Origin of the sequence: Streptomyces sp. NPDC059668, assembly GCF_042734135.1 — a bacterium.
Taxonomy (GTDB): Bacteria; Actinomycetota; Actinomycetes; order Streptomycetales; family Streptomycetaceae; genus Streptomyces.
Map to the genome: position 1 here is coordinate 22,393 of NZ_JBHWEL010000019.1, position 13,035 is coordinate 35,427.

Annotated in this window: 11 protein-coding genes; 7 read left to right on the plus strand and 4 right to left on the minus strand. The window is 73.6% G+C overall.

Going from position 1 to position 13,035, the window contains the following annotated elements; genetic code table 11:
- Positions 1–888: 888 nt before the first annotated feature.
- On the plus strand, positions 889–1,470 hold the full coding sequence (locus tag ACFV2J_RS16365; protein WP_385093079.1) for a helix-turn-helix domain-containing protein: 582 nt from the start codon (positions 889–891) through the stop codon (positions 1,468–1,470).
- A 124-nt stretch (positions 1,471–1,594) separates the two neighbouring features.
- On the plus strand, positions 1,595–2,359 hold the full coding sequence (locus tag ACFV2J_RS16370; RefSeq protein ID WP_385093082.1) for a helical backbone metal receptor: 765 nt from the start codon (positions 1,595–1,597) through the stop codon (positions 2,357–2,359).
- A gap of 160 nt (positions 2,360–2,519) precedes the next feature.
- On the opposite strand, the gene ACFV2J_RS16375 is transcribed toward ACFV2J_RS16370, so the two are convergent.
- Together ACFV2J_RS16375 and ACFV2J_RS16380 are read right to left on the minus strand one after the other, a co-directional pair.
- On the minus strand, positions 2,520–3,629 hold the full coding sequence (locus ACFV2J_RS16375; RefSeq protein ID WP_385093084.1) for a PP2C family protein-serine/threonine phosphatase: 1,110 nt from the start codon (positions 3,627–3,629) through the stop codon (positions 2,520–2,522).
- A 192-nt stretch (positions 3,630–3,821) separates the two neighbouring features.
- Positions 3,822–4,946: a TDT family transporter gene (locus ACFV2J_RS16380; protein ID WP_385093087.1), complete on the minus strand. Its 1,125-nt coding sequence runs from the start codon at positions 4,944–4,946 to the stop codon at positions 3,822–3,824.
- Between the two features lie 70 nt (positions 4,947–5,016).
- Between ACFV2J_RS16380 and ACFV2J_RS16385 the strand changes: the two genes are divergently transcribed.
- Complete coding sequence (locus tag ACFV2J_RS16385) at positions 5,017–6,000, plus strand: LysR family transcriptional regulator (RefSeq protein WP_385439240.1); 984 nt, start codon at positions 5,017–5,019, stop codon at positions 5,998–6,000.
- Between the two features lie 503 nt (positions 6,001–6,503).
- On the opposite strand, the gene ACFV2J_RS16390 is transcribed toward ACFV2J_RS16385, so the two are convergent.
- Complete coding sequence (locus ACFV2J_RS16390) at positions 6,504–7,187, minus strand: gamma-glutamyl-gamma-aminobutyrate hydrolase family protein (RefSeq protein ID WP_385095668.1); 684 nt, start codon at positions 7,185–7,187, stop codon at positions 6,504–6,506.
- Between the two features lie 97 nt (positions 7,188–7,284).
- Complete coding sequence (locus ACFV2J_RS16395) at positions 7,285–8,031, minus strand: FadR/GntR family transcriptional regulator (protein WP_385095671.1); 747 nt, start codon at positions 8,029–8,031, stop codon at positions 7,285–7,287.
- Positions 8,032–8,108: 77 nt separating this feature from the next.
- Between ACFV2J_RS16395 and ACFV2J_RS16400 the strand changes: the two genes are divergently transcribed.
- Genes ACFV2J_RS16400 through ACFV2J_RS16415 form a run of 4 tightly spaced genes read left to right on the plus strand, consistent with a single transcriptional unit; the run spans position 8,109 to position 12,999 of the window.
- The gene (locus tag ACFV2J_RS16400; protein ID WP_385095674.1) at positions 8,109–9,479 is read left to right on the plus strand and encodes a glutamine synthetase family protein; all 1,371 of its coding nucleotides are present in this window, start codon (positions 8,109–8,111) and stop codon (positions 9,477–9,479) included.
- Between the two features lie 8 nt (positions 9,480–9,487).
- Positions 9,488–10,903: an aldehyde dehydrogenase family protein gene (locus ACFV2J_RS16405; RefSeq protein WP_385095677.1), complete on the plus strand. Its 1,416-nt coding sequence runs from the start codon at positions 9,488–9,490 to the stop codon at positions 10,901–10,903.
- Entirely contained in the window at positions 10,900–11,718 is an 819-nt protein-coding gene (locus tag ACFV2J_RS16410) for a 3-oxoacyl-ACP reductase (RefSeq protein WP_385095680.1), read from the plus strand. Before ACFV2J_RS16405 ends, ACFV2J_RS16410 begins: the two co-directional genes overlap by 4 nt.
- Before the next feature lie 24 nt (positions 11,719–11,742).
- Positions 11,743–12,999: a haloacid dehalogenase-like hydrolase gene (locus ACFV2J_RS16415; RefSeq protein ID WP_385439246.1), complete on the plus strand. Its 1,257-nt coding sequence runs from the start codon at positions 11,743–11,745 to the stop codon at positions 12,997–12,999.
- The last annotated feature ends 36 nt before the right edge of the window (positions 13,000–13,035 follow it).

A 13,035-nucleotide genomic window follows, 5' to 3' on the forward strand; every position in this document is an offset into this window, starting at 1 on the left:
ACCCACCCACGTCCACACCGCCCGCCCGCCGCTCGCACCCCCCCCGCGGCGCCCGCCCCCGCGGGCGGGGCCCGACCCCGCCCCCCCGGGCGGCGGGGCCCACCCCTCGCGCTGTCCGCAGTCCGCCGTGCGGCCCCCGGGGACGGTCGGTTCCATGCCGCGGTCGCCACGTCCACGGCTCCGCGCGACTGGACTCGCCGTCCCTCGTCGCCGGTGCCGTCGTCCGTGGACGGCCGGGGCGGGTCTGTCGACGCGTACGCACCGGATCCGGACAACCACGTCTCCGTCCCCGGCCGCCCCGGCCCTGGACCCCGGCCGGCCCGAAGGCGGCGCGCTCCCACGACGCGCCCCGCACCCCGCACGCGGCGCCCAGGGCGCACCGCGTCTCACCGCCCCGCACGACGACATGGCCGAGCTGACCGGCCACGACCGTGTACGGTGCGACACCGTTCGCCAACTCCGCGTAGCGATCGGTGACTTGAGGTCTCCCGCGGTCCGCCGCCCGCGGCCGGTCCCTGGCCCGGAGCCCGGGGGGCGCGTGGTGACGGAGATGCCCGGTACCGTCCTCGGAACGCCGCTTCGGGCAGGCGGCCCTGACGCAGGGTCAGCGCCGGTCCGGGGGGACGCGGCGAGGTCGTCCGGCCCTCCTGGTCAGCCCTTTCGTCCGGACGGCGGCCGTGGTGCCGGGGGAACCGGGGCGACTCGGCTGTTGGCGCGAATTGTGACCCTGACCCTCCCGCGACGTGACAGCGATATGACGGCCGCATGAAACGGTTTGCCGAACATGCGTAGGGTGCAAACAACTCTTCAGGGGCAAGGGCCCGGGGTGTGGACCTGAGCAGTGGACCGAAGCGGTGGACCGACGACGCGTGGGAGGGAGCCGGAGCGATGGGCGACCACAAAGAACAACCCCTTCGGGTGGGTGCGGCCGTCCGGCGGCGGCGCCGGTCACTGGGACTGACCCTTGCCGTCGTGGCCGCACGCAGCGGCCTGTCGGTCCCGTTCCTCAGCCAGGTGGAGAACGAGCGGGCGAGACCGAGCCGTAGTTCCCTGGAGAGGGTCGCCGACGCGCTGGGCACCACGGCTGTCGAGCTGCTGGCCGCGGCCGACCCGGCGTGCAGTGTCGATGTCGTGCGCGCCGACGAGGGCGCCGACTGCGCTTCCGACGCCCGCACGCGCCCCCTGGTGCGCGGTCACCACCAGCTGCACGCCACGGAGTTCGTCGGCGACCACGAGGAGGGCCGCGAACTCCAGCACCGCAACGACAAGTTGATGTACGTCGCCGACGGCGCCGTCGAGGTCGAGGCCGAGGGTCGCGCCCATCGTCTGGGGCGCGGTGACACGCTGTACCTCACGGGCGGGGTGCGCCACCGGTGGCGGGCCACCGTGCCGGACACCCGGGTGATCGTGGTCGAGGTCGCCGACCACATCGAGGCGGTGGAGGAGCGCCACGGCTTCGGCAGGCGCTGACCCCTCCGCGGGTCCGGGCCGGGTGCCGCCGCGATACTGGAGCCATGCCCGGGACCCCCTGTCACCTCTTCGAGACCGCCGCGGTCACCTCGCACCCGCTGATCACGACAGGGGGTGCGCGCCCGTGACCGGGACGGCGAGCGGCGGCGCGCCACGGGTCGTGTCGCTCGTGCCCTCGCTCACCGAGGCCGTCGCGGTCACCGTCCCCGGCGCCCTGGCCGGTGCGACCGACTGGTGCAGCCATCCGCGGGACCTGGACGTCGTCCGTGTCGGCGGCACCAAGAACCCCCAGGTCGAACGGATCGTCGGACTCGGCCCCGACCTGGTGGTGGCCAACGAGGAGGAGAACCGCGGCCCGGACCTCGACGCCCTGCGCGCGGCGGGGATCGAGGTGCTCGTCACGGAGGTCCGGGACGTGCCGGGAGCCCTCCGGGAACTCGACCGGGTGCTGGCCGCGTGCGGGGCGCGGACCCGGCCCCGCTGGCTGGACGAGGCGGAGTCGGCATGGGGCGGGCTGCCCGACCCGGAGCGCCGGACGGCCGTGATCGTGCCGATCTGGCGGCGCCCCTGGATGGTCCTCGGCCGCGACACCTTCGCCGGGGACGTCCTGGCGCGGCTGGGCTTCGACAACGTGTACGCGCGACACGAGGACCGATACCCCCGTATTCCTCTCGCCGAGCTCCGTGCGGCGGCCCCGGAGCTCGTGGTGCTGCCCGACGAGCCGTACCGCTTCACGGCCGACGACGGACCCGAGGCCTTCGGGGACGTCCCCTGTGCCCTCGTCGACGGACGGCACCTGACCTGGTACGGACCGTCGCTGGCGGAGGCGCCGCGGGTGCTCGGCGAGGCGCTGCGAGCGGGGACCGCGGAAGTCCGCCGTCGACCGTGAGGGCGAGGCCGATGCCGCACCCTCAGCTCGGGAAGCCCGGCTCATGCGACACGGCGCCCCCACGGCCCCGTGAGGTCGGCGCGCGGGCGGACGCGGAGGCGGTGGCGGCTCGCCCGCCTTCGGCCCGGGCGGGCGAGCGTGCGCACGCGGCCGGCCGGGTTCACAGCCGCACGATGACCAGGGCGGTGTCGTCGGTGGCGTCACCGGGTGGGATCAGGTCGGTGAGCACGGCGTCGGCGAGGATCTCCGGGTCGTCCGCCTGGTGACGGGCCAGCGAGTCGGCGAGCCGGGTGAGGCCCTTGTCGATGTCTTCGCCCCGGCGCTCGATCAGACCGTCGGTGTACAGCACGAGGACGGCGCCCTCGCCGAAGGCCGCGACGGCCTGGGTCCGGGGGCCGTGTTCAGGACGGGCGGCCAGGGGCGGGTCGGTGGCCCGGTCCAGGAACTCGACGGTCCCGTCCGTGCGCAGGAGCGCCGGTGGGGGATGGCCGGCGCAGCTGTAGGTGAGGGAGTGGTTCTCCCAGTCGACGAACGCCGTGGCCACGGTGGTGTTCTCGGCGCCGTCGACGGTACGGGCGTACAGGCCGAGGACTTCCAGGGCGCGGGCGGGGCCTTCGGGGACGAGGGAGGCCGCGGTGAGGGCGCTGCGCAGTTGTCCCATGACGCCGGCCGCGTACAGGCCGTGGCCGACGACGTCACCGACGGCCACGGCGATGCGGTCGCCGGGCAGGTCGACCAGGTCGTACCAGTCGCCGGCCACGTTCAGCGCCTCGGCGGCGGGCCGGTAGCGAACGGCCGCCGGGTGCCTGCCGACCGGGCGAGGAGCGGGCAGCATGGCTTCCTGCAAGGTCAGGGCGACCTCACGGGCGCGGATGAGTTCGGTGACGTCCTCCAGCCGCTGGAGCAGCAGCGTCATCCGCCCGTCAGGTCCGAACACGGGAACGTTGGTCACGTTGAAGTACCGCTCGTGCCGTACCCCGGGCTGCTCGTGGTCCACCATGTCGTAGCGCTGCAGTGCCACGACGCTGCGCTCGCCCGTGTCCACGGCCCGGCGCAGTGAGGCGAGAACCTTGAGCAGGAGAGGCTCGGCGGCGTCGTTGTCGAGCAGTTCCTCGGGAAGGAAGCGACCGACCACTTGCTCGCGCGGGAGGCCCCGGAGGCGCAGGAACTCCGGGTTGGCGTCCGCGAAGATCAGCTGCGGAGTCACCAGCGCCACCGCTCCGGGAAGCGCCTGGAACACCGCCGCGTAGTCGACCGCCGGTTCTTCCATGATTTTCCTGCTCACCCTGCCGCTGTCTGCCTCTTCACGATACGAGCAGGGAGTCACAGCGCGCACCACGAGGTCGCGGCGTTGCCGCGCCGTGCGGTGCGCCTCGGCTCCCGATCACGCCGCGTGGAAGGCCGCTCCTTCCCTCCGCCCGGCACCCGGAACGCCTCCGCCCGGAGCGTGCCGGGGAGCCGCTCATCGAGGCGCCGCGAGCAACGCGCCGCTGATCACGCCCCGCAGGGTGTGCACGGCGGCCACGGTCCAGGCGGCGACCAGGAGCGCGTACAGGGCAACGGCGAGGGCGTCGAAGGCATGGAGACCGGTGTGCCGGGCCAGTGACTCGGCGCCGGTGACGCAGGTCCCCACCGGGAAGGTGAACGCCCACCACGTCATCGAGAACCCCATGCCCCGGCGGCGGGCCCGCGCCACCATCGCGGCCGCCAGCCCGAGCCACAGCAGCGCGAACCCCATGACGGGCACCCCGTAGAGCACCGCCAGGAGGGCGAAGCCCTGGTCGTACGGGGCCGGTACGACACCGGGCGCGAAGTCGGCGAACTTGCCGACGGCGGTCGTGGACTGGCCGAGCGGACCGAGCACGAGGAACAGGGTGGAGGTGAGGGCGAGCGGCAGCGGCCCCCCGGTGAGGAGCCGGCCGAGGATCACCGGCAGCATCACGAAGGTGGCCAGCAGGCTGAGTCCGAAGAGCGCGAAGCAGCCGAGGAGCAGGGCCTCACGGGCCTGGCCGGGCGGGAGGTGCGGCACGAGCAGGGGCCCGAGGGCGGCGGAGACCATGGGCGCGACGAGGGGGAGCAGCCAGACGGGAGTGGCCTGTTCGGGCCGGATGCGGTGGTGCACGATCATCAGGTACGGGACGGCCAGGGCGGCGGCGACGGCGGCGACCGTCCCCACACCGAACAGCACGGCGTCCACGGCGACCGCGGCGGGTGTTCCGATCCAGTCCCGGCCGACGATGAGCGTGGCGCCGCCCACCGCCAGCAGGGCCATCGCGAGACAGCCGTAGAACGGGGCCACGGCCGGGTCGAGGAGGTGGGCGCGGGCCTGGTCGCGATGGTGCGTCCAGTGCAGGGCACGGGCACCGAGCAGGGTCATGAGCAGGACGGCCGAGAGTACCCAGACGGCGAGGCAGAAGGTCCGCAGGCCCGGCACGGCGCCGGGGAGTCCGGCCCCCGCGGTGGCCACGATCGCCGTACCCATGACCGAGGCGTACCAGTTCGGGCCCAGATGGCGGACGGCGGTGGCGCGCGTATGCCGGGTGCCGGCGGCGGTGAGCGGGACGACGGGCTGGGCTGCGGTGACCATGACTCCACGGTCCCGCCGGTTCGGGTTCCCCACCAGGGAGTGCGGTTCTATGGGGGCATAAGCTGGCTTTATGGGTGTGAGCGCTGAGGAACCGGCGGACGGCAGTGCGGCGCGGGCCGGCGGGCCGGTCAGGGGCCGGGGCGCCGGTGAGTCGGCCGCGGCCGGGATCGCGCACCGGGTGCCCGATCTCGGAGCGCTGGAGCTGCTGCTCGCGGTGGCCCGGCTCGGGAGCCTCGGACGGGCCGCGCGGGAGGTGGGGATCACCCAGCCCGCGGCCAGCAGCCGGATCCGCTCCATGGAACGGCAGCTGGGTGTGGCCCTCGTCGACCGCTCACCCCGGGGTTCGCGTCTCACGGACGCCGGCGCGCTGGTCACGGACTGGGCGCGGCGGGTCGTGGAGGCGGCCGAGGCGTTCGACGCGGGGGCCCAGGCGTTGCGGGACCGGCGCGACTCGCGGCTGCGGGTGGCGGCGAGCATGACGATCGCCGAATACCTCCTGCCGGGCTGGCTGATCGCACTGCGCGGGCAGCGTCCGGACACGGCCGTCTCCCTGCTCGCGGGCAATTCCACCGCGGTCGCCGAACGTCTGCTCACGGGCGCGGCGGACCTGGGTTTCGTCGAGGGGCTCTCGGTTCCCGCCGGGCTGGACTCGGCGGTCATCGCGCACGACCGGCTGATCGTGGTGACGGCGCCGGGGCACCCCTGGGCGCGGCGCCGTGCACCGCTGGAGGGGCCGGAGCTCGCGGCGACCCCGTTGATCCTGCGGGAGGAGGGCTCGGGCACCCGCCAGGTGCTCGACGCGGCGCTCGGGGGTCTGGCCCGGCCCCTGATCGAGCTGTCCTCGACGACGGCGGTCAAGGCCGCCGCGGTGAGCGGCGCGGGCCCCGCCGTGCTGAGCGAACTGGCCCTCGGCGAGGAACTCTCCACGCACCGCCTGGTGAGTGTCCCGCTCTCGGGTGTCGAGCTCCGCCGGGCCCTGCGGGCGGTCTGGCCCACGGGCCACCGCCCCACGGGCCCGGCCCGCGACCTGCTGACCCTGACGCGCGGGGTGTAGCGGGTCAGGGATGATGGCGCGGGGGCGCGGGTGGCGCGCGGGGCCGGTACCGCGCGCCGATCGGGGGCGGTGACGAGGGCGTCGCGGCCGCCGGCTGCCGACGGCCGCACCGGCGCACGGCCACCAGCGGGCGCCGGCACCAGCGGCGGCGCCGCCGCGGCGGTGGCCTCAGGCGCCGGCTCGCGGCGGCCCGGTACGGTCCCCGTCCCGACGCCGGCTCAGGCGGTCGGGTCAGCGCCCGTGCGACGGCGGTTCAGGACGTGGCTCGCACCACCGTGTTCGTACGACGCCGGTTCAAGGACGTTGTTCGCACCAGCGCGCCGTGCGACGGCGGTTCAGGACGCGGCTCGCATCACCCTGTTCGTACGACCTCGGCTGGGAGGAAGCGGCTCGCGCCACCGTGCCCGTACGGCGCCGGTTCAGGGCGCGGCTCGTACCAGCGCGCCTGTACGACCTCGGCTGAGAGGAAGCGGCTCGCGCCACCGTGCCCGTACGGCGCCGGTTCAGGACGCGGCTCGTACCAGCGCCTGTACGACCCGGAGGTCCTCACCCATCTCCGGATGCCACTGCACGCCCAGCACCCAGTCGGGGCGGGGGAGTTCGACCGCCTCCACCGTGCCGTCCGTGGCGTGCGCCGACACCGTCAGGCCCTGGCCGAGACGGTCCACCGCCTGGTGGTGGTAGGTCGGCACGGCGCAGGACTCCGGCGCGATCTCCGCGTACCGCGTGCCCGGCACGGGTGTCACGTCGTGCCGGCCGAAGACCCCGACGTCCTTCACATGGCCCTCGATGTGCTGGACGAGCGTGCCGCCGAGGGCGACGTTCAGGAGCTGCATGCCCCGGCAGATCCCGAGGAGCGGGGTTCCGGCGTCCAGCGCGGCCCGGATCAGGGCGAGTTCCCAGGCGTCGCGCCGGGGAGCAGGCGGCCCCGTCCGCGGGGAGCGTTCCGCGGCGTAGTGGACGGGGTCGACGTCCGGGCCGCCCGCGACGACGAGCGCGTCGAGCCGGGCGACCGCCGAGGCCGCCAGCGAGGGATCGTCCGGCGGCAGCAGCGCGGCGAGCCCCCCGGACCGCTGGACCAGCCGCGGATAGCCGGCCGGCAGCAGCACGGCCTCCAGCTCCCACACGCCCCAGCGTGCCCCGGACTCCAGATACGTGCTCACGCCGATCAGCGGTCTGCTGCCCACTCTGCGCTCCCTCTCGGATCCAATGGAACGGAATCATGCCTTTGGTGGATGCTCGCACCCGCACCGGGCGGCCGGCGCGGCCGACGCCATCCGTCGATCACGCCAGGAAGCCCCGCAGCAGCGCGGCCGTGCCCGCGCAGTGCTCGCGCATCATCTCCCGAGCGCCGTCCGCGTCCCCGTCGAGCACCGCCTCGACCAGCGCGGTGTGCTGGCGCTGGGAGTGCTCCAGGTTCCGTACCAGGAGCGGGATGCAGTCGAGCAGGTCGTTGACGGACGCGCGGACGGCCGCGTACTGGGCCGTCAGGGACGGAGAGCCGGCCAGCTCCGCGAGGGTGAGGTGGAGCATCGTGTCCAGCCGGCGGTAGTCGGCGAGCGGCGCGTCACGGGTGCGGGCGAGCGCCTCGCGCAGCCGGCCGGCCCGGTCGTCGTCGAGGCCGTGCGCGGCGCACAGCCCGGCCGCGCCCACCTCCAGCACCTCCCGGAAGCGCAGGACGTCCTCGATGTCGGCCCCGGCGATCCGGCGCCGCAGTTCGTCCTGGCCGGGCGCGGTCTCCTTCGGCCGTACGAACGTGCCGCCGTACCGGCCGCGCCGTGACTCGACCAGGCCCTGGTCCTGGAGCACCTTCAGCACCTCGCGCAGGGTCACCCGGCTGATCCCGAGCCGCTCCGCCAGCTCCCGTTCGGCGGGCAGCCGCTCCCCGGCCGGCACCAGGCCGAGCCGTACCACCTGGAGGATCTGCTCCAGCGCCTCCTCGAAACCGTTGCCCGCCCGCACCGGGCGCAGCACCGGCGCCAGCCCGTCCCCCGCGCTCCCCGGACCACGGTCGGGACCCGCCTGCGTCATCTGGTCGTGCCCCCTTCCCAAGCAATGGTTCTCGGCAATACCTTATGGCTCTCGGCTGACCCAAGGAGGCTTTTCCGGTGGCAGACCGCACACCCCCGCTCGCCGTCGAGGAACTGCGCGTCCTCGTCGCGGACGGCGAGATCGACACCGTCGTCCTGGCCTTCCCCGACATGCAGGGACGCCTCCAGGGGAAGCGGTTCGCCGCACGCTTCTTCCTGGACGAGGTCCTCGAACACGGCACCGAGGGCTGCAACTACCTCCTCGCCGTCGACACCGAGATGAACACCGTCGACGGCTACGCGATGTCCTCGTGGGAACGGGGCTACGGCGACTTCGCCATGCACCCCGACCCCGCCACCCTGCGCCGCGTCCCCTGGAACGCGGGCACCGCCCTGCTCATCGCCGACCTCGCCTGGAACGACGGTTCGCCGGTCGTGGCGGCCCCCCGCCAGATCCTGCGCCGCCAGCTCGACCGGCTCGCCGAACGGGGCCTGACCGCCCAGGTCGGCACCGAACTCGAGTTCATCGTCTTCAAGGACACCTACGAGCAGGCCTGGGACGCGCGCTACCGGGGTCTCACGCCGGCGAACCAGTACAACATCGACTACTCGGTGCTGGGGACCGGGCGCATCGAGCCGCTGCTGCGCCGCATCCGCAACGAGATGCAGGCCGCGGGACTGACCGTCGAGTCCGCCAAGGGCGAGTGCAACCCGGGCCAGCACGAGATCGCCTTCAAGTACGACGAGGCCCTCGTCACCTGCGACCAGCACGCCGTCTACAAGACCGGCGCCAAGGAGATCGCCTCCCAGGAGGGCGTCTCGCTCACCTTCATGGCCAAATACGACGAGCGTGAGGGCAACTCCTGCCACATCCACCTCTCGCTCGCGGACGCCGACGGCACGAACGTGATGGCGGGCACCGCCCAGGACCCCGGCGGCATGTCCGAGACCATGCGCCGGTTCCTCGCCGGACAGCTCGCCGCGCTCAGGGACTTCTCGCTCCTCTACGCGCCCAACATCAACTCGTACAAGCGCTTCCAGCCCGGCTCCTTCGCGCCGACCGCCGTCGCCTGGGGGTACGACAACCGCACCTGCTCCCTGCGCGTCGTAGGGCACGGCCGCTCGATGCGCTTCGAGAACCGCCTGCCCGGCGGTGACGTCAACCCGCACCTGGCCGTCGCCGGACTCGTCGCGGCCGGCCTGTACGGCATCGAGAACAAGCTCGAACTGCCCGAGGCGTGCGCGGGGAACGCGTACAGCGCGGCGTACGAGCAGGTGCCGACCACCCTGCGCGAGGCCGCCGAGCTCTGGGAGAACAGCCCCATCGCCCGGGCCGCCTTCGGGGACGAGGTGGTCGCGCACTACCGCAACATGGCGCGCGTCGAGCTGGAGGCCTTCGACGCCGCGGTGACCGACTGGGAGCTGCGCCGCTCCTTCGAACGCATGTGAGGTCCTTCTTGTCGCACGAGTCGCACGAGTCGCACGAGTCCCGAGTTCCCGCCGGCCATGAGCTCCAGGTGCTCGACCCGGCCACCGAGGAGGTCGTCGCCACCGTCCCGGCCGCCACCGCGGCCGACGTGGACGCCGCCGTCCAGCGGGCGGCCCGGGCGCAGCTCCGGTGGGCCGCGCTGGCGCCCGGCGAGCGGGCCCGGCTGCTGCGCCGGTTCGCCGTCGTCGTCGACGAACACCGGGAGGAACTCGCCCGGCTGGAGGTCCGTGAGGCCGGGCACACCATCGGCAACGCCCGCTGGGAGGCGGGCAACGTCCGCGATCTGCTCGACTACGCGGCCGGGGGAGTGGAGCGGCTGACCGGCCGCCAGATCCCGGTGCCGGGCGGACTCGACGTCACCCTTCTCGAACCCCTCGGTGTCGTGGGCGTCATCGCGCCCTGGAACTTCCCGATGCCGATCGCGGCCTGGGGCACCGCCCCGGCGCTCGCGGCCGGCAACGCGGTCGTCCTCAAGCCCGCCGAGACGACCCCCCTGACCGCGCTGCGGCTGGCCGAACTCGCCCTGGAAGCGGGCCTTCCGGAGCACCTTCTCCAGGTGCTCCCCGGAGCGGGCCCCGTCGCGGGCAACGCGCTGGTGGAACACCCCGGAGTCGCGAAGATCGTCTTCACGGGGTCCACGAGCGTGGGCAAACAGGTGTTGGCGAAGGGTGCGGCCCTCCTCAAGCGCGTCACCCTGGAGCTCGGCGGCAAGAGCCCCAACATCGTCTTCGCCGACGCCGACATCGAGGCCGCCGCGGCCGCGGCCCCCATGTCCTTCCTCGACAACTCCGGCCAGGACTGCTGTGCCCGCACCCGCATCCTCGTCCAGCGCTCCGTGTACGAGCGCTTCCTCGGGCTCCTCGCCCCCGCGGTCGAGTCCGTCGTCGTGGGCGACCCGTCCGACGAGGCGACGCAGATGGGCCCGCTGATCTCGCGGGCGCAGCTGGAGCGCGTCCGGTCGTACGTCCCCGCCGGCCTCCCCGGTATCCGCGGCAAGGCCCCGGAGGGCCCCGGCTTCTGGTTCCCGCCCACCGTCCTCACGGACGTCGAGCCGGACGCGCGGGTGGCCGTCGAGGAGGTCTTCGGGCCGGTCGCCGTGGTCCTGCCGTTCGAGGACGAGGCGGACGCGGTCCGGCTCGCCAACGCCACCGACTACGGCCTCGCCGGTTCCGTCTGGACCCGTGACGTCGGCCGGGCGCTGCGCGTCTCGGGAGCCGTCCGGGCCGGCAACCTCTCCGTCAACTCCCACTCCAGCGTCCGCTACTGGACCCCCTTCGGCGGTTTCAAGCAGTCGGGGATCGGCCGCGAACTCGGCCCGGACGCGCTCACCGCCTTCACCGAAACCAAGAACGTCTTCATCAGCACGGAGGGCCCCGCACAGTGACCGAAGCCACCGCAGTCAACGAGGCGACCGACGCCACCGCAGGGAACGTCTGCCGCCGCCTGGTCGGCCGGACCGCCGTCATCACCGGCGCCGGCAGCGGCATCGGACTCGCGACCGCCCGCCGGCTCGCCTCCGAGGGCGCCCACGTCGTCTGCGGCGACGTCGACGAGGTCCGCGGCAAGGCCGCCGCCGACGAGGTCGGCGGGATCTTCGTCAAGGTCGACGTCACCGACCCCGAGCAGGTCGAGGCGCTGTTCAGGACGGCCCACGACACCTACGGCTCGGTCGACGTCGCCTTCAACAACGCGGGCATCTCGCCGCCCGACGACGACTCCATCCTGGACACCGGCCTGGAGGCCTGGAAGCGCGTCCAGGAGGTCAACCTCACCTCCGTCTACCTGTGCTGCAAGGCCGCGATCCCCTACATGCGCCGTCAGGGCAGGGGCTCCATCATCAACACGGCGTCCTTCGTGGCCCGGATGGGCGCGGCGACCTCACAGATCTCGTACACCGCGTCCAAGGGCGGCGTCCTGGCCATGTCCCGCGAGCTCGGCGTGCAGTTCGCCCGTGAAGGCATCCGGGTCAACGCGCTGTGCCCCGGACCGGTCAACACCCCGCTCCTCCAGGAGTTGTTCGCCAAGGACCCCGAGCGCGCCGCGCGCCGTCTCGTCCACATCCCGGTCGGCAGGTTCGCCGAGGCCGAGGAGATCGCCGCGGCGGTCGCCTTCCTCGCCAGCGACGACTCCTCCTTCGTCAACGCCTCCGACTTCCTGGTGGACGGAGGGATCTCGGGCGCGTACGTCACGCCCCTGTAGACCACGGCGGTGTATGCACGACCCATGCGATTCCGATCCGTCCGTGCCGCTCTCGTATGCGCCCTGGTCGCGGCCGCCACCCCGGCGGCCGCGACCGCCGCACCCTCCGCGCCCCGCGCCGACTGCCCACGGCTCACGGGGAGCTGGTACGGCGACAACCGCGCCCGCCTGCAACGGCTGATCGACACCCGGGGCACCTGCTCCGGGAGCGCGAACACCCCCGTCGCCGCCTTCGACTGGGACAACACGGTCACCAAGAACGACGTCACCGACGCCACCCTCGGCTGGATCCTGCGGCACGACGGGATCCTGCGCCCGGCGCGCTGGAAGGACACCAGCCAGTGGCTCACCGACGCGGCCGACCGGGCCCTGACCACCGCCTGCGACACCGCCACCCCCGTGGGCGCCCCCCTCACCACCTCGGCCGGCCCCCGCTGCGCCGACGAGATCCTGGAGATCCGGGAGAGCGGGCGGACCATGAGCGGGGCCGCCGCCTTCGCCGGGGACTGGAACCGCCGGCGCACCGTCCCCCAGTACGCCTGGGTGCCCCAGCTCCTCGCCGGGCACACCGTCGCCGAACTGACCTCCTACGCCCGCCGTGCCCGTACCGAGGCCCTGGCCGCGCCCGTCGGTTCGACGCGCACCGTGGGCACGCACACCCTCCCGGCGTACGTCCGCCACTACACCCAGCAGCGTGACCTGATCCGTACGCTCCGACGGGCCGGATTCGACGTGTACATCGTCTCGGCGGGCTCCGAACCGGTCACCGAGGTCTGGTCGCGCGGCGTCGGCGTCGACGCACGGCACACCATCGCCATCCGGTCCGTCCTCGACCGGCACGGGCGGATCACCCCCTGGAACCAGGGCTGCGGCGGCGTACCGGCGACCCGGGGCGAGGCCATCCCCTACATCGACGGCAAGCGCTGCTGGATCAACCAGGAGATCTACGGTGTCCACGGCGCCGCGGCCTGGCGGCGGCAGGACCCGGAGCACCGCGTCGCGCTCGCGGCGGGCGACGCCGACACCGACGTCACCTTCGTCGGGGACGCCACCGGTGCGCACCTCGTGCTCAACCGCAACAAGAGTGAACTCATGTGCCGCGCCTACGACGACGCCGACGGCCGCTGGCTGATCAACCCCATGTTCATCGAGCCGCTGCCGCGCAGGCCGCGGCCGTACCCGTGCTCGACGAACGCCTACAACGCGGCCGACGGCGGCGGGGAACCCGTCCTGAGGGACGACGGTTCGGTCGTACCCGATCAGAAGGACTCGGTCCACTGAGCACCATGTACCGGCGTCCGGAGCGCGTCCTAGAGT